The sequence below is a fragment of the Nanoarchaeota archaeon genome (genome assembly GCA_018897155.1).
In the GTDB taxonomy this organism is placed as follows: Archaea; EX4484-52; EX4484-52; order EX4484-52; family LFW-46; genus LFW-46.
This window is the reverse complement of record JAHILE010000040.1, coordinates 68,081-93,071: the sequence shown is the minus strand read 5'-3', so window position 1 is coordinate 93,071 and position 24,991 is coordinate 68,081. Positions and strand designations below refer to the sequence as shown.

Genomic DNA, 24,991 nt, shown 5'->3' with positions numbered 1-24,991 from the left:
GTTTCTTTTTCTTTGAATTTTCCATTACTTGTCCTTTGCTAAGCAAGTGTTTATATATTGCGTTATGCGGAATACGCACATTATACTTTCTTTGAATTACTTTTTCCAATCCAAGAGGACCGACTTTATATTCGTCACGAATATCATCAATTATTTTCTTTTGCTCTTCAGTAAGGAGTTTTGGTTTTCTTCCGCATTTCTTTAAAACGGGCATAATGCCTGTTTTCGTGTATTCTGAATACAGCTGATTTATTCTTCGCACAGTTACTTTCTGCGAAAATGAAATATCTGCGTTTTTTATGGCACGTTTGTCTTTCTGCCTTATGATCCAACGAATCTTCTCGTTATTCAGCTTTTTCATGTATTCTATAATGGGGTGGAAATTAATTCGGGATAATATATAACGATTTCGCGCTGAAAATCTATATTAACGCGCGCGGATAAATTAGATTATTAATGATTTTTCGTGTGGGTTTATGGGAGATAATTACTGCGCTCTTTGCGGGCATAAAATACCCATGAATGGACTTTGCGAGCATTGTAATGTCAGTGATAGTCATTTTAACATCTCCGAAGAAGAAAAAAACGTGATGGCCACCATAATTAGGAGCACTTATTGGGAACCAGGACCTACTCAAAGTGACGCATTTAATGAAGTGGCGGCAAGACGGCTCGTTAAAAAGTATAAGAAGAATGATCTAAATAATCCTTTTAGGGGCGATATACGGCAGGAGCTTCAACAAAGAGGTTTTGATGATACAAAGATAAATGAATTATTAAATGAGAAACCGATGCCATATGATGTTTTTGAAACAGAACAATTTTCAACAGAGAAGGATTATGAAAAGAACATAACGCGCGAATCACTTGATCGGGATACCGAAAGGGCGCGCCCTTTATGGCGAGGATCGGCTTCCGTAAAAGCAAATGATGATTCTTGGCTTAAGAGTAATGATGACTTAAAAAAAGTGCTCGAATCCGCCGGAGTTCCCATTAAAAGAAAGAAAAGAGCTTCTTTGATAATATATAATAAAGCACATCCAGAGTTCAAAGGATTTGCAGAAAAAGTCAAAAGTGCGTTTAAAGGCAAAATAGATTTTTCCATAGATTCATCCAAAATATATCTAATAGAGCCGGACATAGAGGTTCGTCTCGTATTTGAAAACATACCTTCCGAAGTCATTTCATATCTAATTAACTTAGGAATGTCTGAAAGAAAATTGCGAGGATATGAAATTGTTGACATATTGCGAGGTAAAGGAATAGTGAAGACGACAATATCTAAAATGATTACAACATCTTACCTGACCGATATAATAAATTATTTTACAGAGAATTTATTTGTATTAAACATTTTTAAAATGAATGAAAATCTAAATTATGTTCTATTGACATTCAATTATGATAAATCACAGGCGAAAATAGATAAGATACCGTGGAGAGGGGACTTGAAAGGTCCGATGGACGTGCAGGAAATTTATCCGGAAACTGAAGAAGGAAAAATATTTAGGCTCTATAAACCTGCCTCAAGACCCGAAAACACCCCAAAATCAAGGCTAGACCAATCAGATATTTGGAAAAATAGCGGCAAAGGATTCGGCGCAGGAAACTGCATCATATATCAAGACAAATACACCCAATTGAAAGGCACTGCCAAAATTGCAATAACACACCTTCAAAACAACGGATATTTCTATCTGACGCCGAGCAATGTGTTTACTTCAAAATGGTATGGCTTTTCAAATCCGGTCTTGATGAAAAAGGATATGGATCGTTTTAAAGCAATTATGCGAAAGGTTTTGATTCTTAACATAATAAAAATGAAGACCATTCATTTTGAAATCCGACTTTATTCAAATACGGTCTCCATCGAACTCGTTAATTCGCTCGTTGATGAAATGAACAAAGAATATCTCTCACTTATTGATTACTGGTCTTCTGAAGGCATCCTAATATTGCAGTTCATGTATGATGAATCCGCAGCAAAAAAACGCGAAAGTTCATTAATCGACTCAATAAAAAAACGTTTTCAAAAATCAAAAAACAATCTTATCAAAGATGAAAGCTACAGAAAAGAAGTCCGAAATATTTGCCCCCGATGTAAAAAAGCCACACTTCTTGCGCGATATAACACTAACAATGAACTTTATGAATATCGGTGCTCTGCATGTGATTATAACGAATCGGTAAATGATTATTCTGGTAGAACGGCTCAAAAAAAAGATACTACTAGCGACTTTTTCAAACGAATATTCAAAAGAATATCCAAATTAAGTGAAAAAGAAAAAAATGAAATTATCAAAAAGTCCGGTGATAGTCTTCTCAACGACCCCGACTATCGCAAAAGAGTTCGCGATATATGCCCACGCTGTAGACAACCCACATTCCTTGCACGATATAATAATGGGAACAATAGTAATACGCCAGACTATTATGAATGCTCGTCTTGCGGAAAAAACACAAAGCGACGTTTTAGTTGGCTGAAATCACCAATCGGCTTAAAATCCAAAGAACTCAACTGGACTGAAATCGCCCCGAAATTCATGGTCTTTGTTCTTGGAATGTTCCTTTTCAGCTGGGCTCTTATTAATTTCGGCGGCGGGGATTTCGGCGGTGAATATTGGACCTTTGCAATAATCGGAACTATTATCGGACTGATATCAATGATTCTTGATTTCATAGAAAGAAAGCAAGAAAGAGATGGTGAAAAGAAAATAGTTGATGATACTGTCGGTGGGGATGGTGCGCCAACACCTACGCCGGAAGGGCCAAAAGGCGAAACACCGCCCGAAGAAGAGGAAAAGGAAGAAGAACAAAAACAAATAACTGGAAAAACTATGCATGAAACGAAGCTGCTTTATCCTTCCGAAGAAGAATCGCTTGCAAATCAAAGAGGTGTTTCTCAGGAAGAAATCGAAAAAGCAAGAAAAAAATACTTTGACGAATGAGGGCGTTAATAAATGACGGACAAAAAAGAACCCAGCACAGACGACGTAAAAGGAATCGTCGCTTTGGCAGTGTTAGTTCTGTATATAATTCTTTCTGTCGGAGTGTTGGGATTCAATCTCAACTACTTGCTTGCGCTCATCACATTTTTCATTGTTATTTTCGGCGCAACTCTTCAAAGTGAAAGGAGCGTAACTGTAAACAGAAGCACAACCAAACAAAAAGATCCGAAGATAGTAAACATCATCGCATTGCTTGCGTGGGTGGCTGCATTATTCGCAGTACTGCTCAATGCACTTCCAGACATGTCGGGGCGGGTTATATTCATTATGTTCGCCGCAGCAATCTCAACATCAATGGCTGCAAAGGACATCGTCTTGTTCCTCGGGCTTTCTTTTCTTACTGCATATTTCTTTGCATCCGGCGTCCTTGCAACAATGGTGCTTATAGTAACCGCATTATTCGCTTATGCGTGCAGGCAGGGCGCAGCATTCGGCGCAATCATGATGGTTCCATTGCTCATGGTCGGCTGGATTGCGGCATCTGGCTGGGGAGCGGCCATAACGCAACAAGTCAACAGTTTCAGCACGCAGTTAAGCGTAACCACTGGATTCAGCACAGAAGGCATAGGCACCGAAATAAACGCGGCTCTAAACAACACATGGCTGATGCTTACGAATCCCAATAAATGGTATGAGAAGCAATTCGCAGAGCAGGGAACCCGCGACCAGGGGCTGACATCTGCAGCGCTTGAAATAATGAGCATTGAACCGCTGCCCAAAACAGTATATCCCAAAGAATCTGTTGATGTTATCTTCTCGCTTGAAAATAAAGGAACAAAAGAAGCCACAAAGGTCGTAATAAACAGCGTCGGCAACACATTTACAGATGCCTGCGGCTCAGTTATGGGCATCTTTTGCGATCCCGCATGTGAAGGATATACTGGTGATGATTGCTCGGATGAAACTCTTGTCGGCAAAATCGCACCGCTTGAAAAATACTACGGCAGCATTTCGTTCCGTGCGCCAGAGTGCCCGGGAACATATAAAATAGAAACGCAGACAGCCTATAATTACGAGGCTGATGCAACACTAAATCTGCAGCTAATTGCCAGAGACTATTATGAAGATCTTCTGCGCAACGAGAAGCTTGTATGGGTTAACGAGTTGTCCACTGCATCTGCCGGCCCGTTTAAAGTCACAATGCGGACAGACCGCCAGCAGCCAATACCGATTACAGTAGCAGGAAACATCAACGACCCGAACAATATGCAAGTGTTTAAAATATACTTCGGCATTGTTTTAGAGCATGCAGGCAAAGCAATACTTACGCCGAATGCAAACAATCCGCCAGTCACAATCTACATTCCAAAAGATCTTGAGCTGGTAGATACATTTGAGGATGGCACCCCCCGAATTGATGAATCCTGCAGTTTGACTTATGCGGAAAGGGATGCGACAGGAAATTATCTTTCACAATACCGCGGAATTGCAATAGATGAGTACATAACAAAACGCAACGATTTCAGAACAGCGGCAGAAGCCACTTTAAATGATTACATCAAATACTTACCAATAGACCTGATAGGTAGAGATCCGGTTGTAATCGAATCGGGTATGCGCATGTTCGGATGCAGATTCAGATTTTCAGAAGACAAAAAAAAGAGCATCAGCCAAACATCAACGATTCTGGTGCGGTCAAATATAAAATACCGCTTCGAATATAGCAAACTTGTGTCTGTTAGCGTCAAGCAGCCGGGACCGACTATTGCTGAAACCTGCAAAAAGGATGCTGAAGTTTTAAGGGCATCGGCAATAAGCCCCCTGAAAACAACGCCGCAAACAAAGATCGCTATCATTGATGCGTTTGCACAGCGAATATATGCGTGCTATTTGAAATACAAAGGAAGTATCTCATTAAATAGTGAAGAAAAAAAATGTGAAGAGATAAAAGTAAATATTGCCGGGTGTGTCGATGATAAAATTACTGCCGGAGATATTAAAACAAAAGTAACCGGCGAACCATACACTCTTACGGGCGTAAGTTCAGATACGGGTGTGGAGTTCCATCTAGAGTTCTTTAAACCGGAAAAAACGATAGATGTATTCAATGATGCTGAGGACAACACCGAACTATTCAGCGACAGAAAGATTTACGTGGGAAATATATATTACACCAGCGGAGCTTTTGGGCTTAACAAAATAATTCGAGTAGACATAGCATCGGAGAGCAAGGATGCAAGCTGCCCGAAATAAGGGGTCTCAAATCGGCAGCGCAAGCCATCCGAGCAAGTACATAACAACAATAAGCACTGCCAAAAGGATTATTCCGATCAATTTTCCGTGCTTGATTATCCATGAGATTGTTGCAAATGGAATAATATCAACAACTGGGATTACGCTTTCCAGCATACCTGTAACTGCAAGCGCCTTGCTTTTTGTTGTCCAATATATTATGAGCCCTTCTGCAATAGCAACTGCCGGAATCCCGACAACTGAAAGTTCATCAATAGGGGATGCGTCAATTGCATCGATAAGAACTGATGCGATGAGCTGAAGCATAGAGACAATTGCATTGCTTGTTATATATACGTTATCCAAACATCCCGAGTTCAAGCGTATTTCGAAACCCGATTGCAATGCCCAATAGAACGATTATCATCTTCATGAATTTCTTTTCGTCTTCGGTTTCTCCATATTTATCTATTGCAAAAAGAACTGCGGGCACTACCAATAGCTTGAGTGCAAACATAACCCAAGATGCGGAGCCGAATATCAGAAAAATGTTTCGCGACTCAAAAAAGGCCATTGCAGAGCTTCCAAGAATATGCTTTTCCCAGAAATTCGAAAAAAATGTAAGAGCAACGAATGTCGATGACGCATCAAACATCTGGGCTGAAAGCGCGGCAATATTCCAGTTAGTCAAAAATCCGGAAAAACGCTTTCGCAAAACCCAAAAAATAAAAATCCAAAAAAGCCAGACGCCAAGCACTAGAAGGACGCCGTCGGCTTTTTTAAGCGGAAGCATAAAAATGACAGAAACAGCAAGAAAATATCCCAACAAACCCCAACTTTTCCAGTAAGGAACTCTTTTGTTGAAATGCAAAGCCAAAAGAAGCGCCGAAAGAGATATTGCAAATATCGTAATATAGTGGAACGGCGTAACCAGAAAGATTGTCTCAAATATTTTTGCGTCTTCGGCAGCCCTCATAGCGCTTCCAAAAGATATCCACCCGACAAGAGCAATCATAAATTCGCGGTTTATTGAAATCTTTTTCGCCTTGAAAAACCGGCCGTAGAGAAACCACGCGGCTCCGACAAAGATGAGTGAATAGGCAAGAGTGTCAATCCAGTTATAGGCAGTATCGTATTTTATGCCGTTCCAAAAATAGGTTTCAAAAAAGTTTCCGGCAGTCTCAAAAAAGTTATTAAGCATAATAATCCAAATGACTATATAGTACGCAGGGGATTTATATTTCTGAAAAGAAATCGCAAAAAAAAGGCATTGTTGTATTGTATGTTACTTTGGCATTCATAATATTTGCCGCAGGATGCCTTGAAAGCGGAAAAACAAAAACGCAGATAGTGAGCAAAGACATGCTGAAAATAAAAAGCATAGATATTTTTCCGGCAAACACTGTGCAGCCAGAGGATGCAATAATTATCAGAATGGAAGTTGAAAATGTCGGCCAGGAAAGCACATATCTATTGATAGATAAAGATGCAAATACGCGAGGCTCTCAAGCAGAACTCAACCCAAAATGGAATGGCGATTATCTCCTGATAGACCACTGCCCGTCATTATACAATGCAAACAGCAAACAATCAGGTGTAAGAGATGCCGATTTCCAGATACTTTCCGGCGCAACCTGCGTGCAGTTATATGCAAATCCTGCAACACCTGATTTAGATGCTCCGCTAATACCTCTTGTAAAAGACAATAGCGGAAATCCAATAGGCGCGGTAATGATTAATGGAATTATAGAAACATTTACCGGTAAACCCGTTACTGCATGCTATTTAAAAATACCTTCTGGCCAAAGCCACACAGTCCAATGGGCGATGAAAGCCCCGTCAAGCGAAAAAATCGCAGAAATGACGCACAAATGCACATTCAAATTCCAGACAGCTTATTCTGCAAAAGCGATTACAAATACATACGTTTATTTCGCAGACCCTATTGAAGTCGCACAGCGATTATATACTAAAAAAGACATGACTCTTGTAGGCGACAATATCGCAAGCTACGGCCCGGTTGCAGTTAATTTTGCGCCTGCTGAGCCGCAGCCCATACCTGCTCGAATGGATTCTGAATGGACTGTTTTCTTAAATGTCAGAAATGTTGGCGAAGGGATTGCGGAGGTAAGTAATCTTGATATTTTAACTGCCTCAGAAATAGAATTACGGGGAAACAAAATATTGGGGTGTGCGGGATTAAAAAATATCAATGAAAATTTAGCTCTTTTTAAAACCATAAAAGGATATGGTGCTTCTGATGATGCTTTAGTGATTGGGGCTCTTAACGCATATCGATGTTCTTGTTTTGACCCTAACTGCCCGTATAAAGACCCTACAAATCCGTACTGTATGGAAAATCTAAAACAACTTGTGATTGATTATGATACTAATCTTTGTCCGGGAAATATGAACGCCCCCGAACTAGATGATCCTGTCTGTAGTATGACTCTTCTTGAATTGATAGATGCGCTCGAAGATCTAAAAACAAGGCTCCAAATCCAAAAACAGACAACATCAATCATTCCCTGCGACCTCACAATACCTGAAGGGGTTACAATCCTTTCGCCGTTCAGGTTTGTCACAACTGCGGATTACACATATTACATACGGCGGGACATGCAAATCACAACAAAACCGATAAAGGGACGCGCATAAAGTAGTTAAAGTGGTAAAAGTATATAAATACACAGCACCATAAATGATGTATTGGTGAGATAATGCATACAAAAAACTTTGCAATATTATCTATTCTAGCAGTGGTGATTGTTTCGGGATGCACTGGCACGACCAGCACATCCGGCGTTGAATTCAGCCAAATAGCGGGTGTTGTAATAAACGATTTTTCGTTAGATACAGACGCATTATTTGAAAATGAATTAACAACATTAAATATTCAAGTTCAGAACGTTGGCGCTAAAGCTATGACTACGTCCAGTCAGCTTTGGATCTATGGCCCGGTTATGGACGGATCCACACCACAAGTTTGGGCTGTGACTGCTGGAAGCACATCAAAAACACTTGATACAGTTTCATTTTCACCACCCGACGTTGCAAGAAAAATACCTGGAAGCCTTGTTGTTGAAACATTGGATTTAACAGCTCCCTCTCTCGGTCTTGCTCCAGGAATGTCTAATCCGTACACATTCTATGCAAGAGTATGCTACCCATACTCAACAACCACATTCAGCAATATAAATGAAATTTCAAAAAACGAGATTAGAATATCCAACCCCCCGACATCGGACGCAATCACAAGAGCAACAGCAGGCCCGATACAAATGAAACTTCTCTCGGGAGACACTGTGCTTTCTGGGAAAAAACTTACATTAGTATTTGAAGTATCTAATGTGGGTGGCGGATTCACAACATTACCAGCCGGTGATTGTACTGCAATGAATCCAGACATTAATCAAAAAGACACAGATAAACTTCGAGTAATGGTGACTGTTGATGGACAAACAACGAGTTGTGATGGTAGCAAAGATGTCAACATAAGACAGGCGAAGAATGTGGTTTGCACATACACCCCTGCAGCAGGAACCAATCCGACAACAAGCCATACAGTTATTGCAACCGCGACATACAATTATCTAATAACTAAAGAAGCGTACATAACTGTAAAAAGCGAACAATAAAAAAAATAAATTTTTAAACAAGCAAACTCCGGCTTAACCGCCGGAGTTATTGATTTTTTTCTTTATTGATTTTGTTTTAACCAAAACAGCATTTAAATAACTTCTCGCACACATAAAAATGACAAAACACGCAGAGGTCGCCTAACCCGGTTTGGCGCGGGCCTGCAAAGCCCGTTTATGTGGGTTCAAATCCCACCCTCTGCTTCAACGTTTTCTAAAAATCCATCGTATATTATCAAAATCCGCGACTTTGCCGCGCTTAATTTTGATTCCTTCGCTTTTAAGGAGCGCGATTTTCTCTTTTTTCCCAGAAACATAGCCGCCAACAGCGCCGCCAGAGCGCACAACCCTGTGGCACGGAACAGTTACTGGATGCGGGTTTTTATTCAATGCGTTTCCTACAGCGCGCGCAGCTTTTGGGTTTCCGAGCGCCTTTGCAATGTCGCCGTAAGTCGAAACTTTGCCTTTTGGGATTCTTTTTGTAAGTTCAAGGACACGTGCTGAAAAAGAAAGGGGCATAAAGGGTAATTTCCCACATAAGTTTATATACTTTTAATTACAATTACTAAGTGGTGAAATCTATGCCAAAGGACATAAAAGGTGAATTGCTTCATCCGAAAGGATGATTTTCGGCATCAGCGACAGCCCGAATTCTCGAATTCTGTTTTTCACCGCAAAGCTCGATGAGCGCGCAAGAATAATCGTTCCTGCGTCAATCAGAAAAAGGCTTAAACTTAGCTTTGGCGCGGTTGTTTTTGTAGGTATTGAAAAAATTACCGATAGCGGAAGCGCGATTAATGTTCCTGAAACCGAAGGGGGTGAGAGTAATGTATAGCCCACTAGATAATGCGCCGTTTTCTGAAGAAAAAACGAGACAACGATCTTTTGAAATGACAAACCAATATGGAAGTGACCTCGCGCCACTGATTTCAAAAGAAGATGGAAATAATCCGGAAGAAAACGCGCGCTTTGAAACAAGCAATTATATTGTTTTGAATGATTTGCGCGTGTTTTTTAAATAAACTAATAATTCATCTGCAGATGAATATATATTGTTAAAATCAAAAGTGATTATATGCCCGAATTCCAGCCGCCGAAAGGCATGAAGGACATAATGCCAGAAGAAATGGCGAAAAGAAAGGAAATATATGCAAAGATACGCTCGGTGCTGGACCGCTGGAACTATACTGAAGTAGAGCCGCCAGCACTCGAAGATTTAAAAACGCTTACTGCAAAATCCGGGGAGGATGTCAAAAACGAAATATACATACTCAAGGACAAAGGCGGCCGAGAACTGGGGCTGCGCTTTGATTTAACCGTGGGGCTTGCGCGAATGGCTGCAACCGCACCGGTGACATTTCCATTTAAAGCATACGCCATTTCAAATATGTGGCGCTATGACAACCCCCAATTCGGCCGCTTCCGCTCATTCTGGCAGTGGGATGTCGAGATTTTCGGCGCAAAGGGCATCAAGGCAGATGCAGAAACAATCGCGCTTGCTGTCGAGATACTCAATGCTCTTGGCCTGAAAAATTTCGAAGTGCGAATAAATGACCGCAGGCTTGTTGAATGCATAATCAAAAGCTGCGGGGTAAAAGAAGAAAATGTAGAAGGCGCGCTTCGTACAATAGATAAAATCGCAAAGCTCCAGAAACATGCGCTTTTGTCGGAATTCGAAAAGTACGGAATAAAAAAAGCAGATGCAGAAAAGATACTTTCGTCCCTTTCTATGCGCGGAAAAATCGCCGACGTCACTGCAAAGCTTGAAAAATCAAAAGAATTTGGCGGACTTGAACAAATTATTGGCGAATTCAAGACATTGGGCGAACTGCTTCGCGCGTTCGGAGTTTATGACAAGTGCGTGCTGGATTTATCAGTTGTGAGGGGCCTTGGATATTACACAGGCATTGTCTACGAAGCCGCAGACTTGAAAACGCCTGAACTGGGCTCTCTTTTTGGCGGCGGAAGATATGACAATCTAGCAGGAATATACGGCAGGAAAATGCCTGCATGCGGCGTTGCCGGGGGGATAGAGCGCACTCTTGCAGCAATGGAGGCTGCAGGGCTTTTTGGCGGCAAAAAAAACGGCGCGGAATATTTCGTTGCGGCTGTAAATGATTCCATGCGCGCGGATACTATAAAAATCGCTGCGAACTTGCGCAAATCCGGAATTTCTGCAGAAATCGACATAATGAACAAAAGCCTGCGCGAGCAGTTCGACTTTGCAAATAAAACCGGCGCAAAAAAAATCATAATTGTAGGTCCAAAAGAGCTTGCAGAAGGCGCAGTTATTGTGAGAAATATGAAGACCGGAAAAGAAGGGAAAGTACGCGTTAGCGAACTTACGTCATAATCTGCGTTTTGTCTGCAGTTTAAAACAAGACTCGGCATCGCGCAAATTCCGATAATATTCTAAAAGGCAGTTCTCTGAATCAAAAGAAATTCCAAAATCGGCATCTACAGAGTATGGCGGCTGACGCAAATCAACATATTCTCCGCCGTCAGGAAGATATTCTTTTTTTGTAAGCATCGCTCTAAGTGCTCCTTCTAACGCGTGGCCTTGTGCATCGCCGAATGCAGCATCGCCCACTTTTTGGCGCTGAGCAGTATCAAGCACAAGAAGTTGATATATGTCAGCTCCACTCGAAATAGTGTTTTTGTCAAACAGCTTCAGATTAGCTGCCAGCATGCTTTGTGCGTGCGACTCTTTCAGATAAGACATTACATTCCCCAACACATAATCGGGAATACATTTTACAAATATTCTAAAATCAAAATTATTGCGAGCACGCAATTCGCCGCCAGAAATTACACAGGCTATGCCCGTGTCAATATATTCGAAAAGTCCTGAATCAATAAGTGTTCGTTTATATTCATCCGCTTGTTTTCCTTTTTTATCTTTGCCGGATATAGCAAATTCTGCTAAGAACAAAAAGGGTTTTTTTACAACATCGCTATGCGCATAAATGCAACCACTCAAATATTTATTGCAAATGTTTTTATTATTAAAACGTCATGAAAAAACATTTCAGAATTTGTTGATGCAACAATATTATTCGTAACTTGATATCACCGCAAATTGGCGTTTCACGCTGGTGGCTTTCAGCGGAATGAGTTCAACACAACCCAAAAAATGCGGAATATTAAAAGTAATCACCGGAATATTATGGCTATTTGCTATGTTAATTATATCGTTATCAGATAAATGCCCTCCAGTTAGTGCATCAATTTCAGCCATATACAAAACATTTTTGCCGTTTTCGCGCATTAATTTAACAAGTTCTGCAGAAACGCATGCGTCTACGACACAGTCTATTTTTTTAAAAGAGTCAATATATTTCTTTGTTAAAGAATACGCATTAGGCGGCATCTCATTAGAATACTTCTCTTTTTGCGCAAGCTCCAAGAACACCACTAATTACTTAGTACACCAGATTATTTATACTCCAAAAAACAAAATAAATATATTCGCGAAATATCGCAGCACCATTAGCGGCGCGACAGACAACCCCTTTTAGAAAAATGCTTCATAGTCTCCTGAATTAATCGGCGCACGCTTTTTCTTGACTTCAGCGGAATCAGCTTATAATACGCGCCAAAGTGGCGAATATTCTGCGTGGCAATAGGCACTTCAAAGCGCTGGCCAAGGCGCATGATTTCAATATACTGCATCCTGCCATTACTTTCATTTATGTAAAGAACATTAGCCCATGCGCCTCATAGAATCCACATATTTTCGCGGAATGCGCGCATCGGCAATAAAATCAAGAGCCATATAGCCTACAAAATTTTCTCCGGAAGAAAAATCGCTAACAGTAATTCCAGTTTCATCAATCTTGCGCGCGCCAAAGCACCACTAATAAATTGGCTCGATTGCATATTTATTCTTTTACGACTAATTAAATATGTCTACAACACACGCGCATCTATTGCAGAACCTTCTGAACTTCCCGCACAATCGCCATGGAAACCTTATTTACCGGCATAGTGCCATCGATAACTGTAATGCCTTTCGTTTCTTTTGCCAACGCATCAAAAGCTGTGCGAACCTTTTCAAGCTTCGACTTGTCCTCAAAAAGCTCAAAACCTGCGCGCGTTCGCCCTATCCGTTCAACAGAAACTTCAGGCGAAACGTTCAGTATTATGGAAACATCAGGCCTTAAGAATTTTGCATTTATATGTTTCAGCCATTCCATATCACAATCTATCGAGCCGAAAGCAAGTGAGGAATACATATAGCGGTCGGATATGACAAGCATGCCTTTCTCAAGCGCCGGAATTATTTCTTTTTCAATGTGGTGCGAGCGGTCTGCTGCAAAAAGAAGCTGCAAACACTCAGGATTTGATTTCCATTCGTGCGTCAATTGCCCCCTTATAAGCCCGCCGATGAGGTTATTTGTCGGTTCTTTTGTCACAAGAACATTATATCCTTTGCTTGCCAGATATTCGGAAAGCATAGCCACTTGCGTAGATGCTCCGCTTCCATCCAGGCCTTCAACCACAATAAATTTTCCTTTCATAGATTGATTATTTGAAGCCGGTTTTTATATATCTGAGATAAGAAACCTTTTTAAAACTCCGCCAATATAGGGTTTTAGTGGTCCCGTAGCTCAGCTGGTTTCGGGTTTTGCCAAAAATTCGCGAAATTCCGCCAGAAGGAGCGCCGGTCTTATATGACGTTTGGGCGAACAGTTTGTCCTGCCCAAATCCAAGTGCTTACTTGCGCTTAGCGTTTTAGTGAGCCGGAGGTCTTGAGTTCAACGGCCGCGTAATCGGTCGGCGCTTAGGGCGATTGCACCTTCGGTGCAGTCACCTGTCCGCTGCTGATTCGGCATGAATAAATCTCAACGGGGCCACTCCAATTTCTAACCGCCGACTATTCTGCGCGAACATACTCCAAAATCTTTGAGAATGTTGGTCTTGTTATAAAAATTCCGATAAACACGCCGAGTATTGTTGTAAATGCAAAGCCCTTTATCACACCTGCACCGATAAAAAGAAGCGGCAACATTGCGCCAATCATAGTTGCGCCCGAAGACACAATTATAAAGAACGCCTGATCGAGTTTTCTTTTAAGGCTCATCTCAGCAGCATGCTTTTTTCGCGACTCGTCAACTAAAACTATTTGCGCATCAACACCGGTACCTATTGCTGCAAGAATGCCTGCAATAGATGCAAGATCTATTGTCCACTTTATCAACACAGCAACTCCAAATATAATTATCACTTCTGCGCCGGATGTAAGTATTATCGGAATAACTATTCTAGGGTCTCTGTACCTTAAATAAATTATAACACTCACAACAAGAATTGCTGCAAAAATCGCCACTATAGCCATTTTCATGAATTGCGCCCCGAGAGTTGGCGAAACTTCCGCAACGCTTACAAGCTCTATTTTTGTAGGCAATGCGCCGCTTTCAAGAATTGCCTGAAGCTTTTTCATTTTATCAACAGCATCCTGCTTGCTTTCACCAGGTCCTGAAATTGACGGCTGCGTGAGGAAATTGCCTTTCAGATCAGAAGATATGCTTAATGAATCCATTTCATTGTCATCAAGATATAAATAGATCTTGCTTGAAAGATAATTTTGCCTCTGGATTCCTGCAAAATCAACAGGTACATCCTGCGTTATTTTTGAAAACCGCGCCGCAGAATCGGTTGAAGTAACTATCGAGAACTGAAAAATCCACGCGCCGCCCGAACCTTGCACAACATTTGAATGCTGGGCATCATGATAAATCTGCTTGATGTCTGCTCCAGCATACACCTTTGCAAAAAGAAGGATGATGTTGTTTGTTTTGTTCTGGTACTTTATGTCGATTTTTGTCCCTGAAACATCGAGTGCAAACGACTGGTTTTCTGAAACCGTGCTGTTTCCGACAGTTATTGTGCCATTATTTTCAGAAATTGCAAAATCAATCCCGCCAATTTTCAAAACGCCGGTTCCGTCGGATAAAGAAACATGCCGGTCTATATAGGCATCAAATTTCCCCTGCTTTTCAAGAAGGTCGCGCATCTGGGCCTCATTCGCGCCCGCAAGCTCAAGCTGTATATATTGTGTGTTATCTATAATCACCGGGCGTATATTCATTTCCTTTAAGCCGAAATAATTGATCCTATTTGACAATATTGAAATCGACTGCTGAAACTGTTCGTCTGTCGCGTTGTCTAAGGCAATCAACGCGCGCACCCCTCCCTGAAGATCAAGGCCTTTGACAATTTTTGTCTCAAGCTGCGCAGGCTCTCCCGGAGCAAACACAAAATGAGGCCCAATTACGGCAAGCGAGGCTATGAGCAGGACTGCGAGAAATATAATTCTTGGCTCTTTCAGCAATCTTTTAACGTCCATTTAATCACACAAAAAACAATTCATTTTCTTTTTTCAAGATATAACTTTAAAATGCCGACATTCTGAACCCATGTAAACGGAATGTCTGCAACCAGCCCAAATAGTATCACGAGCGCAATTTCGCTAAGCACGACCGAGGTTGACACAAAATAAAGAACCGCCATAGCAGCAATTGCACAAACAGTCATAGTCATCCCGGTCTTCATCGATGATTTAATGCGCTCATCCACAGACTGTTCGTCGTGGCGCTTTAGGACACGCGTTGTAAGCAATATATCAGTATCCACTGAATACCCTAATGTTATAAGCAGCGCCGCAAGGGTTGCAAGGCTAAGTTTCAATCCTACAACATCCATCATTGCTGCAGCAAACAAAAAATCCGAAAGTCCTGCAGCAACAACTGCGGCCGCAGGTATCGGATTTTTAAAAACGTAAAAGACAACACCCGCCATTACCAAAAATGCCGCAACTATCGCCATTTTTGCCTGAGACCAGAATGCGGTGCCAAGAGATGCTCCGACTGCCTGCGAGCTTATTCCGCCAGAGTCATAGGAAACGCCTTCAGAATCAAGAACGCGAATAATATTTTCTTTTGTAATTGATGCATCGCTCTGGAATATAAGCATTGTCGCAGACCCTTTGGTTTCTTTCAGCGTTATATCGCCGGAAACTGCTTTGCTTGCAGTTGCCTGTATTTTCTGCAGGTCAACGGCGATTCCTGGGGTTATTGGAACAACAATTTCTGTACCGCCTTTAAAATCAATGCCGCGCTCGACAAAATCGCCTGTTTTCATATATGTGCTAAAAAGAATACCCAGAACAAAAACAAGCAACATCGCCGTAAATATAAGCCCTTTCCTATAATGCAAAAGGCTCCAGTCCACCATTTTTGAAAGCATAGCTAACGTTGATACGGTAGTTTTATAAACCTTGAGTTTTTGTTTGAATAATCAATATAAACGATTAAAGAAAAACCGCAAACGCAATTGCGCAAAAAACAGCCTCTACGGCCAACAATATTGAAACAACCTGTTTTTCTGTAAATCTGCCCGATTTCATAATAATGTGCGTTAGAGAATATGTTTTTTCATACGGCGCTTTTAATGTTCCGTCGGCTTGCAGCACGCCAAAAGACTCTGCTGTGAAACGGCTTCGTGCCTTTAGCAAAAATTCGACAAACCATGGTGTGAATGCAATAACTGCGAAGCGCTCTATATTACCAAGAATTGCAACTGATGCGGCAACTGCACCGATTGTATAATCCAAGCTGTCGCCCGGAAATATTTTTGCCGGGCACCAGTTATAAAAAAGAAACGCGACAAGCGCGCCAACAAAAATAAATGCAATAGCTGCAGCCACCACACCACCATTCATAAATGCAAATACTCCGAGTGCAGAAATAAGCACTGCTCCAAGCCCTGCTGTAAGCCCATTCATGCCCGCAAGCATATTTGTTGCGTTTGACGCGCCAAAAATGCCGAGCGGAATCATCAAAATAGGATAAAGAATTCCGAGATCAACATTTCCTAAAAAAGGAATTGTTATTGATGAAACTCCGGAATTAACAACTGCAAGAGGAACTGCAGCAAATAAAGGCAATAAGAATTTTGTGCTTTGTTTAAATCCGATCTTTTTTTCAGAATTAATTTTTCCGCCAATGATTTTTCTTTTCTGAAGAAGCGCAGTCAAATCATCAAGCAATCCAAAAAGGGTTATGATTACGATGGTAAGTGTTGCCGCAAGTATTTTTGAAGTTGTACCTCCATCTATTTTAAGATAAAATGTAAGTGCGAACACATATGATAAAATACCTGTAAGGTACCCAAGAAGAACTGGAAATCCTCCGAGTTCTGCGATCTCGGGCTTATTTTTTTTATGTATATCATACCCGACGGCCCCTATATTTTTAGAAACAATTATTATTCGTTTCGTCATAATGTATGTGGCCACGCCCGCACAAAAACTTGCAGTCAGTATGTAAATCATGCTTAAAAAAAAGACATCAAAAGAAACCATAATACCTATTGCAGTGTCTTAAAAATATATATTTGCGAGAATTATAAAAAATCCATATCTCCAAAAGATCCTATATCATCTTTTCTCTTTGCAGCAAGCTCAAAAAACGCGTCAAGCTCTTCATCATCAAGGGAATTCAGCATCTCTCGAACCAATTTCCCGTTTTTTATGGGCTCCATAAGCTTTTCCTTCCATAGTCCATCGTAATTTTTTTCAAAAAACGCTTTGCTGAAATCGTCTTTTTTGAATGCATTGGTTATCGCTTTATCAGCAATTTTCGCGCACATTAAGCCATAAATCACCCCGCCGCCGGAGAATGGCTTAACTTGAAGCGCTGCGTCGCCGACCAAAATTACACGATCCCCCACAGTTTCTGTTTGCCCAAAAACTATCGGGTGTGTGTAATATTTTCCAAGCATTCGGTTGTGCTGCTTAAGGAATTTCTCAAAATATGCGATATGGTTTTTATTAGAGGCAAGTCCATACTCTATAGATTTCCCGCGCGGAATTCTCCAAGCAAAAAAGCCTGGAGCTATCGATTTTCCGTAAAAAACATCGACGGTTCTATAAATCGATGGCTCACTAAATATTGAAATAATGCCGTTAATCAAACATAATTTGCCTTTGAGCCCTGAAAGCCTGCGCACCGCGCTTGCCGCGCCATCTGCTCCAACAAGCATTTCAGCACGATATTTTTCATTCACAACAATGCGATTTTCTTTAATAGAGTATGATTCAAACGGCTCGCCGAGTACAATTTTTGCGCCCGTCTTTTCTGCCAGCATAATCATATGCCGGTCAAAAAGAACGCGATTTATTACATATGCCACCGGCTTCTTTTTTTCAACTGTCAAATATGTGTTTTTTGAGTGGAATGTCGCGCCATAGATCAGATGCTCAACAAACGAATTATCGAGTGGAATAAGTTTTTTTAGTCGCAAGCTGATAAGTCCTGAACAAGCTGATTTTCCTGGCGCGCGCTTTTTCTCAAGAACAAGAACAGAAAGCCCTTTTTTTGAAAGAAGATATGCAAGATGCGCGCCTACCGGGCCTGCACCGGCGATTATTATATCATACTGCTTGAGTTTATGCGGTTCCAACATATCTTATAAATACCTGCGAACAATTAATAAAACATGTGGGAATTCTTTTTGGGTGTGTCGTTGGCATGCTTTTTTGCAGTCTATTGGATGAAACACGGCAAAAAGCCAAAAACACGTCAGCGCGAAGCAATTTATGCCCCCCGGGATGAAGTACTGCAATACAAAACACGAAAAACAGAGGCTGAGTATGTCACAGCTGCGCCAAATTCTTTCGAGGAAACAAAACCAGTCGCAAGAAATGTCGCGCCCACATATAGCGCGCCCGGTGCACGACCTTTTGAACCCGCTGAGAAGGATGACTTTGTAGAATATGCGGCAAGTGTAATGACTGAAGAAATTACTAATGTTGCGCCAAATAATGCGGAATTAGAAGAAAACAAACCGAAAGACGATTCAGAAGACGAAGAATTTGATGAAAACGGAGATAAAAAACAAAAATTCAGCGCTTTGCGGTTCTTTAACAGCTAAAAAATCAACAACTGTCGTAAAAAATTGCTTTTCGCGCTCTGATTTTTTAGATTTCGATAGCAGTAGACTACGATAGATTTATATACCACCTCATCCATAGATATGGAAGACAAACGGTTGCAAAGGGGAGTTCTTTAATTGCAGTTGTTTTAGGAGATGAAACAAATACTGTAAGGTAGGTTAAACGGTTTAAACTCCACGGGTTCGTGTTTGTTTCAAGCGGCATAAAACCTTAAAACAATATAGGTGATAGATATGGACGTATTAACACTAAAGGAAATGAAAGCTCAAATGGCTTTACGCGGCAACTGGAAAGAGGTCAAAAGGATTAACAAAATGATCGAATTTCATACGCGATCGCCTATGAAGGCTCCAAGACGATTTTGATTAAGACAGACGTAAACAGGGACATGAAATACTCTCGGTGCGGGAATTAATTGATGTTCTTCTCGCATCGCCAATTTTTCTTTATAATTTAATTGCGCAGCAAGAGCTGGTTCTTTTAAGCGCGTAATAATCGCCACTTCTCTGCGGGATTCCGCTTTTATCCACTAATGGCGCGAAAAGCGGAATTTACTCCAAATCGAGAGGGCGCCAAAAAAACAACATAGTTATTAAATCCAGAATCTTATTAATAATATGATGAGCCTCTTCACAAGATTAGTTATTATAGTTACTATTGTTGTAGCAGCAACAGATTCAATAATCTTCTATGCACTTAAAAAGCATGGCACAGACTTGAACTCTTTGACGTGGCAGTTCGTTATTCTTGTTATTATCATAACCATTATTCCAATAGTAGTTAATTTCTGGTACTGGTTGGTATTAAAGCAAAAATAAAATATTAACATCGAAGATTTCATTCAAATAAATTCTTTTCGCACATAAAGCGCCCTCGCGACTTTGATTTTTTTCTTCGGGAACGCTGCGCTAAAAATCAATCCATGTGGGGCGAAACTAACTCGGCGCTTTAACGGCTCCGAAACATTACAGGTTTCTCCGTCCAATTTCGCTTCGCGAAGTTCTTTAAACCTCGGAGTTAAGTGAAATATTACTCAGTTGGACTCAGAAGGAAACTTTAAATTATTTGATTTAAAAAATATACTATGTCCCGTATAACTTTCTCAAAATTAAACAGTTTTATAGATAATAGTTTTATAGATAATAAACATGGTAGATTATTCTGCCCGATTTTGATTGGTTTTTCTCTTTATTTAATCAATTATCATCTTTTGAAATTAATTTTTTATTTATATCCTGCCACTATAGCACTAACGGTTGGTAAAGGTTCTTGGTGGTTAAGTCAATCTCCTCTCGTTAAAATTTTGTATGTGGGTATTTTTGCACCCTTTTTTGAGGAAGTAATTTTTAGAAGAGGATTACTTAATTGGTTTATTTTAAATGAACGGTTTAGATTAGGATTGTTTATTTCAAGTACTCTATTTGGTTTTTGGCACATTTTATTTGGGTGGGGCATACTTAAAGCAATTGACATGATGTTAATAGGTATCGTTTTTGGGTTAGTCTACAAGAAATATCAATTTAAAGGAAGTCTGTTATCACATTATTCCAATAATTTTTTATCTTTGACATTCATGTTGATATTGGTTTAAACTTATTGTTTTATTATTGAACTGCCTTGCGCCATACATTCACTTAACAGCAGCTAAAAGGCTTCGTTTCACCCCGCCCAAATTTCCTTCGAAAACTTCTTTCATCCGCAAAACGTTAAACTCAATCGACTGCAATTCACTTCATCGCCGCGCCAACATCCGCTTTGATTTTTTCTCCTGCGCGCCTTAATCTTTCCAGTTCGTCAGAATCAATCTGCCAAACTTCAATTTTTTCTATGCCGCGCGCACCGATTACTGCCGGCGCGCCTATTGAAACATCGCTCAACCCGTATTCGCCTTGCAAAACACAGGAGCACAAAAGAACCTCTTTTTTATTATTTACAATTGCATCGACAATGCGCAAAAGCTGGCTTGTCGGTCCGTATTCTGTAGCGCCTTTTTTTTCTATCACTGTTTTTGCTGTGCCAAGAAGTTGGATTCTAATTTTTTCCGTCTGTTCGCTTGAAAGCGCGGTTGATTTTCCATCAATAGTCATCCTGCTGAAAAGCGGCGTCATGTTCTCGCCGTGCTCTCCTAAAACTTCACATACTATCGAATTTGCAGGAATGTTAAGCTCTTCCGACACCATTGCCTTAAACCTCGATGAATCTAAAAGCCCTCCGAAACCTATGATTTTCTCGCGCGCAAATCCGGTTTCTTTCCAAAGAACGTAGTTGATGGCATCTATGGGATTCGTTGTTGTGATTAAAATCGCGCCTTTGCTATGCGCTTTTATCTCGTCAGCAATTCCTTTGATGATTTTTGCATTGTCTGCCAGAAGCTCGGCGCGTGAGGTCATTGCCGCGGTGCGCGGCTTTCCTGCAGTAATTATAACTATGTTAGAACCAGACGTTGCTGAATAATCTCCTGCTGAAATTTTCGGCGCTTTGCCGGATTTTAGGAATGCGTGATTTATGTCAAGTGCCTGCCCTTCTGCTCCGGCTTTGTTTATATCGACAAAAACAATTTCATCCGCAAGCCCTCTGTCAGCTATCAAAAAGCCGATTAAGCTGCCAAGCCTTCCTGCGCCGATTATGGAAACTTTCATACAATCAATTCCAAATTTCTTTTTTTCGCGCATCCAATTCAGATGCAAATATTTTGCGCGCAGTTTTTGTATAGTACGTATTGTTCTTTCGTATATTAAAAAGCTCTTCCGGCGTCAATTTATAGTCTTTGCAATCACCATAAAATTGTTCATAAAAAACATCAGTAAGGTTATCCGCATCAATCATTATCTGCTTTTCAGAGTCTTGCGGGCTTTGAAACTTATGCGCAAAAACAATGGCAGCAATACGCTTTATTTTGTCCTTACCATAATTAAGTTTTGCCAAAAGTTCTTCGGCTATTAACGCGCCGCATTCCAAATGCATCTGCATGGCCTTTTTTGCTTCGGCTTTGTCAAGGCTTTTTTGAAGAGCTGCAGGAACCTTTGACCAGCCCGTGTCGTGAAGAATTGCCGCAGGCATCAGAATATCCGCATCGCCTTTTTCATTTTCAAGCAGCATCTGCATTGATTTGATAACGCATTTTGTGTGCAGAACAAAATCTTTTTTCTTTCCAGCTTCAAGGTATGGAAGCGCCAAATCCCAAACTTGCGCGTATTTCTCAATCAAAATAAAATCACCAGCAAAGGCCTTCATAATCTCCGCCAGTCTTTTTGTTCAGGGCCTTTCTTCCGTCAATAACAATCTTGCCGCGATATAATTTTTCATCACGAAATTCGTTCCATTCTGTAACAATAAGAATATGTTTTGAGAAATCAAGCGCGTCTTTCAAAGTTTCGGCATATTTTATCTTGTCGCCAAAAATCTGACGGACGTTGTTTTTGGCAACTGGATCGTATACAATCACATCTGCACCTTCTTTTATCATCTCAAAAATTATTTTCAATGACGGAGCCTCGCGGATGTCATCTGTTTCTGGCTTAAACGCAAGGCCGAGTATTGTTATTTTCTGGCCTCGCAAATTCTTCAGATGCTTTTTCAAAAGCTCGATGAGTTTTAGCGGCTGAGTCTTGTTTAATTCAAGCGCGCTGTCAAGAAGTTTCGGCTCATATCCAAGCTCTTTTGATTTTGCAACAAGCGCCTTTACGTCTTTTGGAAAGCATGACCCCCCGAATCCTGCGCCGGCATTAAGAAAATGAGGAGAAATGCGCGCGTCCATGCCAACACCTTTCATCACATCATAAACATCTATCCCGAGTTTTTTGCAAATATTTCCGATTTCGTTTGAAAACGAAACTTTCACAGCAAGAAATGCGTTTGATGCGTATTTTATCATTTCCGCGGTCTTGATATCAGTAATCAAGGTTTTTGATTTCAGCGGATTATGCAACTCAACAACAAGTGCTTCGGCTTTTTTATCAGATACTCCGATTACAACGCGGTCCGGATTGAAAAAATCATAAACTGCGTGGCCCTCGCGCAAAAATTCCGGGCACATTGAAAGCCCAAAACTCTTGCCTGCTTTTTTGCCGGATTCTTCCTCAAGAATTTTAAGAAACGCGCCTTCGGTTGTTCCGGGAACAACTGTGCTCTTCATGATGATTACGCAGTAGCTTCTGTTTTTCATCGCGCTTCCAAGACTTTTTGCCGAAGATTCGATGTATTTAAGGTCTATGCTTCCGTCGTCTTTTGACGGCGTGCCCACAGAGACAAAAATAATTTCAGCATCCTTTATACCTGCGCTTAGGTCTGTTGTCGCGTGTATTTTTTTCTGTTTAAACGCTGCGACAAGCTTTTCCTCAAGCTCGGGCTCAAAAATCGGCGACTTTCCGGAATTTATCAGCGCGACTTTTTTTTCATCAATATCAACGCATAAAACATCGTTTCCAAGCGCGGCAAACCCAACTGCATTGACTATGCCGGCATATCCTGTGCCTATGACGCAGAGTTTCATAGAAAATGGATGTTCGCGCGATTTTAAATAACTTGTTAACGATAACGTTCTTTATTCGATGATTATTTCACCGCGTTTTCGTACGTATTTTTTCGTATTCTTGTTCTTTTTCAATAAATAATTCATCATTTTACGAGGTGTATAACCCTCTGCTTTGATGTGTTTCTCTATATTGCTAACTACTTGTTTATCGTCGTCAATTACAACAGAACCGCCGTTTTTATGGACACGCATAGCCTCATCAACTGCTTTGTTAAGATAATCATCCATAAATCCAAACGCTCGTCTTCCCACTACTTTTTCAAATACACCTTCCTTGAATGGAAGATGTTCTGCCTCACACATAAGTACCTCATGCCCGTTGGTTTTAGCTCGTTTAAGCGGATATTGTAAAGAATCGATACCTATTGTTGTTTTTGCCTTTCTCATCGTAGGGATTGTCACCACACCCCATATCAAGAAGGTAAAACTTTTTTTGTTTTTCAGTCATAACGCCACCAGGTCTTAATCAAATCCAAAATCGCTCTTTAAAAAATTCAGCAGTTTTTGGTAAATCTCCGTCGATATAGCAAGGCCAATATCACGCATTCTCCCATACCTCCCCTTGCTTATGACTTTTGACGTTATTACACCCATTATGTCAAGCTCTGAAATTATGTCAGAAACACGCCTCTGTGTCAGGGGCTTAAGGCCAAGGACCTTTGTGATGCGCACATATTCCTCATAAACATCGCCTGAAAGGCAGGTCTTTTCATCACCGCGCGTAAGATAAATTATGCTGTAAAGTATTGCTTTTGACTGTTTGGGCTGCATTTTTACTGTTTCTATTACCCGGTCCAGGTCAACCTTTGATTCTGCGGCATCAACATGCTTTTCCTCAACCATTGGCGCGTTTTCACGCTCTGCAAGCTCTCCTGCAACCCTCAATAAATCCAATGCGCGCCTTGCATCGCCATGTTCCTGGGCTGCAAGAGCCGCACATTTTGAAATCACGCCATCGGATACTTTTGATTTATTGAATGCTATGCTTGCGCGCTCTGAAAGTATTCTTTGAAGCTGAAGTGCGTTATATGGTGGAAAGAGAAGTTCCTCTTCTGAAAGGGATGATCGGACACGCGCATCAAGATTTTCTGTAAATGCAATGTCGTTTGAAATACCGATTATAGACACCTTTACATTTTTTATATCTTGATTCATTCTTGTAAAATTGTAAAGCAGTTCGTCACCGACTTTTTTAATAAGCGCGTCTATTTCGTCAATGATAAATATAACCACGCCTTCACGCTCATCAAGCGCGCTGTAAAATATCTTATATACCTGATCTGTGGGCAAGCCTGTGGGCGGTACGGTTTTTCCGAGCAGATTTGCAAGGTGCGCAAGGAGGCGGTACTCTGTATCAGCCACGCGTTTCATTTTACAATTCACATAAACAATATGAAATGGTATGTTGTTGTTTTTTGCCGCCGTTTTTAGCTCTGATGCAACATATTGCGTAACAAGTGTTTTGCCACTTCCTGTTGGACCGTATATAAAAACATTTGAAGGCCTCTCTTTTTTCAGAACAGGAGTGACAATCGATGCAAGTTGTGATATCTGTTCTTCCCTATGCGGAACATTTTCCGGTGTGTATGATGTAGTAAGTGCTCGTTTATCTAAAAAAAGCGGTTGCTTTGTCATATAATTAGAGAATATTTGCTGAATTGTTGTTTGAGCCATTTGCATC

General features: G+C 40.8%; 26 protein-coding genes and 2 tRNA genes. 12 read left to right on the top strand and 16 right to left on the bottom strand.

The window, feature by feature from the left end:
• Nucleotides 1-361: IS481 family transposase (locus tag KKB09_04995; protein MBU4300547.1), on the bottom strand; the 361-nt coding region annotated here is incomplete at its 3' end.
• A 115-nt stretch (nucleotides 362-476) separates the two neighbouring features.
• Between KKB09_04995 and KKB09_04990 the strand changes: the two genes are divergently transcribed.
• Both KKB09_04990 and KKB09_04985 read left to right on the top strand, forming a co-directional pair.
• Complete coding sequence (locus KKB09_04990; protein MBU4300546.1) at nucleotides 477-2,948, top strand: hypothetical protein; 2,472 nt, start codon at nucleotides 477-479, stop codon at nucleotides 2,946-2,948.
• 12 nt (nucleotides 2,949-2,960) lie between these two features.
• Nucleotides 2,961-5,201 (top strand): hypothetical protein, encoded by a 2,241-nt coding sequence (locus tag KKB09_04985; GenBank protein MBU4300545.1) that lies wholly within the window; start codon nucleotides 2,961-2,963, stop codon nucleotides 5,199-5,201.
• A gap of 6 nt (nucleotides 5,202-5,207) precedes the next feature.
• Here the strand turns inward: KKB09_04985 and KKB09_04980 are convergent, their stop codons facing one another.
• Both KKB09_04980 and KKB09_04975 read right to left on the bottom strand, forming a co-directional pair.
• Nucleotides 5,208-5,507 (bottom strand): hypothetical protein, encoded by a 300-nt coding sequence (locus tag KKB09_04980; protein MBU4300544.1) that lies wholly within the window; start codon nucleotides 5,505-5,507, stop codon nucleotides 5,208-5,210.
• 31 nt (nucleotides 5,508-5,538) lie between these two features.
• Nucleotides 5,539-6,381: a DUF63 family protein gene (locus KKB09_04975; GenBank protein MBU4300543.1), complete on the bottom strand. Its 843-nt coding sequence runs from the start codon at nucleotides 6,379-6,381 to the stop codon at nucleotides 5,539-5,541.
• Between the two features lie 89 nt (nucleotides 6,382-6,470).
• Here KKB09_04975 and KKB09_04970 point away from each other — a divergent pair, with 89 nt between their 5' ends.
• The 3 genes from KKB09_04970 to KKB09_04960 all read left to right on the top strand — a co-directional run bounded on the left by KKB09_04970 (nucleotide 6,471) and on the right by KKB09_04960 (nucleotide 9,022).
• Complete coding sequence (locus KKB09_04970) at nucleotides 6,471-7,838, top strand: hypothetical protein (protein MBU4300542.1); 1,368 nt, start codon at nucleotides 6,471-6,473, stop codon at nucleotides 7,836-7,838.
• 62 nt (nucleotides 7,839-7,900) lie between these two features.
• Entirely contained in the window at nucleotides 7,901-8,818 is a 918-nt protein-coding gene (locus KKB09_04965) for a hypothetical protein (protein ID MBU4300541.1), read from the top strand.
• A 130-nt stretch (nucleotides 8,819-8,948) separates the two neighbouring features.
• Nucleotides 8,949-9,022, top strand: a tRNA-Cys gene (locus tag KKB09_04960).
• Here KKB09_04960 and KKB09_04955 read toward each other — a convergent pair.
• The gene (locus KKB09_04955; protein ID MBU4300540.1) at nucleotides 9,023-9,337 is read right to left on the bottom strand and encodes an MGMT family protein; all 315 of its coding nucleotides are present in this window, start codon (nucleotides 9,335-9,337) and stop codon (nucleotides 9,023-9,025) included.
• 103 nt (nucleotides 9,338-9,440) lie between these two features.
• On the opposite strand from KKB09_04955, the gene KKB09_04950 reads away from it, so the two are divergent.
• The 3 genes from KKB09_04950 to hisS are packed head-to-tail and all read left to right on the top strand — an operon-like array spanning nucleotide 9,441 to nucleotide 11,171.
• On the top strand, nucleotides 9,441-9,653 hold the full coding sequence (locus KKB09_04950; GenBank protein MBU4300539.1) for a hypothetical protein: 213 nt from the start codon (nucleotides 9,441-9,443) through the stop codon (nucleotides 9,651-9,653).
• Nucleotides 9,646-9,840, top strand: a complete 195-nt coding sequence (locus tag KKB09_04945; GenBank protein MBU4300538.1) for a hypothetical protein — start codon at nucleotides 9,646-9,648, stop codon at nucleotides 9,838-9,840. Before KKB09_04950 ends, KKB09_04945 begins: the two co-directional genes overlap by 8 nt.
• 53 nt (nucleotides 9,841-9,893) lie before the next feature.
• On the top strand, nucleotides 9,894-11,171 hold the full coding sequence (gene hisS / locus KKB09_04940) for a histidine--tRNA ligase (GenBank protein MBU4300537.1): 1,278 nt from the start codon (nucleotides 9,894-9,896) through the stop codon (nucleotides 11,169-11,171).
• Here hisS and KKB09_04935 read toward each other — a convergent pair.
• The 3 genes from KKB09_04935 to tmk all read right to left on the bottom strand — a co-directional run bounded on the left by KKB09_04935 (nucleotide 11,166) and on the right by tmk (nucleotide 13,338).
• A complete protein-coding gene (locus KKB09_04935) occupies nucleotides 11,166-11,750 on the bottom strand; it encodes a hypothetical protein (protein ID MBU4300536.1) in 585 nt (194 codons plus the stop codon). The genes hisS and KKB09_04935 overlap by 6 nt on opposite strands.
• A 120-nt stretch (nucleotides 11,751-11,870) precedes the next feature.
• Nucleotides 11,871-12,233 (bottom strand): DUF5615 family PIN-like protein, encoded by a 363-nt coding sequence (locus KKB09_04930; protein ID MBU4300535.1) that lies wholly within the window; start codon nucleotides 12,231-12,233, stop codon nucleotides 11,871-11,873.
• A gap of 511 nt (nucleotides 12,234-12,744) precedes the next feature.
• Nucleotides 12,745-13,338, bottom strand: a complete 594-nt coding sequence (gene tmk / locus KKB09_04925; GenBank protein ID MBU4300534.1) for a dTMP kinase — start codon at nucleotides 13,336-13,338, stop codon at nucleotides 12,745-12,747.
• Between the two features lie 79 nt (nucleotides 13,339-13,417).
• Between tmk and KKB09_04920 the strand changes: the two genes are divergently transcribed.
• Nucleotides 13,418-13,674: transfer RNA gene (locus KKB09_04920), tRNA-Ile, on the top strand.
• 20 nt (nucleotides 13,675-13,694) lie between these two features.
• On the opposite strand, the gene KKB09_04915 is transcribed toward KKB09_04920, so the two are convergent.
• From KKB09_04915 to KKB09_04900, 4 genes are all read right to left on the bottom strand, one after another.
• Nucleotides 13,695-15,167 carry an MMPL family transporter gene (locus KKB09_04915; GenBank protein MBU4300533.1) on the bottom strand — a complete coding sequence of 491 codons (1,473 nt, stop codon included), beginning with the start codon at nucleotides 15,165-15,167 and terminating at the stop codon, nucleotides 13,695-13,697.
• A gap of 20 nt (nucleotides 15,168-15,187) precedes the next feature.
• Nucleotides 15,188-16,066 (bottom strand): protein translocase subunit SecF, encoded by an 879-nt coding sequence (locus KKB09_04910; protein ID MBU4300532.1) that lies wholly within the window; start codon nucleotides 16,064-16,066, stop codon nucleotides 15,188-15,190.
• A gap of 64 nt (nucleotides 16,067-16,130) precedes the next feature.
• The gene (locus KKB09_04905; GenBank protein MBU4300531.1) at nucleotides 16,131-17,183 is read right to left on the bottom strand and encodes a hypothetical protein; all 1,053 of its coding nucleotides are present in this window, start codon (nucleotides 17,181-17,183) and stop codon (nucleotides 16,131-16,133) included.
• A gap of 41 nt (nucleotides 17,184-17,224) precedes the next feature.
• On the bottom strand, nucleotides 17,225-18,286 hold the full coding sequence (locus tag KKB09_04900) for an NAD(P)/FAD-dependent oxidoreductase (protein MBU4300530.1): 1,062 nt from the start codon (nucleotides 18,284-18,286) through the stop codon (nucleotides 17,225-17,227).
• Nucleotides 18,287-18,319: 33 nt separating this feature from the next.
• Between KKB09_04900 and KKB09_04895 the strand changes: the two genes are divergently transcribed.
• From KKB09_04895 to KKB09_04885, 3 genes are all read left to right on the top strand, one after another.
• On the top strand, nucleotides 18,320-18,754 hold the full coding sequence (locus KKB09_04895) for a hypothetical protein (protein MBU4300529.1): 435 nt from the start codon (nucleotides 18,320-18,322) through the stop codon (nucleotides 18,752-18,754).
• Between the two features lie 639 nt (nucleotides 18,755-19,393).
• Nucleotides 19,394-19,594, top strand: coding sequence for a hypothetical protein (locus KKB09_04890; GenBank protein MBU4300528.1), 201 nt, complete (start codon nucleotides 19,394-19,396; stop codon nucleotides 19,592-19,594).
• Between the two features lie 266 nt (nucleotides 19,595-19,860).
• The gene (locus KKB09_04885) at nucleotides 19,861-20,367 is read left to right on the top strand and encodes a CPBP family intramembrane metalloprotease (GenBank protein MBU4300527.1); all 507 of its coding nucleotides are present in this window, start codon (nucleotides 19,861-19,863) and stop codon (nucleotides 20,365-20,367) included.
• A gap of 136 nt (nucleotides 20,368-20,503) precedes the next feature.
• Here the strand turns inward: KKB09_04885 and KKB09_04880 are convergent, their stop codons facing one another.
• The 5 genes from KKB09_04880 to KKB09_04860 all read right to left on the bottom strand — a co-directional run bounded on the left by KKB09_04880 (nucleotide 20,504) and on the right by KKB09_04860 (nucleotide 24,990).
• Nucleotides 20,504-21,415: a malate dehydrogenase gene (locus KKB09_04880; protein ID MBU4300526.1), complete on the bottom strand. Its 912-nt coding sequence runs from the start codon at nucleotides 21,413-21,415 to the stop codon at nucleotides 20,504-20,506.
• A 4-nt stretch (nucleotides 21,416-21,419) separates the two neighbouring features.
• On the bottom strand, nucleotides 21,420-22,010 hold the full coding sequence (locus KKB09_04875) for an HD domain-containing protein (protein ID MBU4300525.1): 591 nt from the start codon (nucleotides 22,008-22,010) through the stop codon (nucleotides 21,420-21,422).
• A complete protein-coding gene (locus KKB09_04870; protein MBU4300524.1) occupies nucleotides 21,991-23,268 on the bottom strand; it encodes a UDP-glucose/GDP-mannose dehydrogenase family protein in 1,278 nt (425 codons plus the stop codon). The genes KKB09_04875 and KKB09_04870 overlap by 20 nt, the downstream gene beginning before the upstream one ends.
• A 51-nt stretch (nucleotides 23,269-23,319) precedes the next feature.
• Nucleotides 23,320-23,697 carry a class I SAM-dependent methyltransferase gene (locus tag KKB09_04865; GenBank protein ID MBU4300523.1) on the bottom strand — a complete coding sequence of 126 codons (378 nt, stop codon included), beginning with the start codon at nucleotides 23,695-23,697 and terminating at the stop codon, nucleotides 23,320-23,322.
• Nucleotides 23,698-23,772: 75 nt separating this feature from the next.
• A complete protein-coding gene (locus KKB09_04860) occupies nucleotides 23,773-24,990 on the bottom strand; it encodes an ORC1-type DNA replication protein (protein MBU4300522.1) in 1,218 nt (405 codons plus the stop codon).
• Nucleotide 24,991 lies beyond the last annotated feature (1 nt).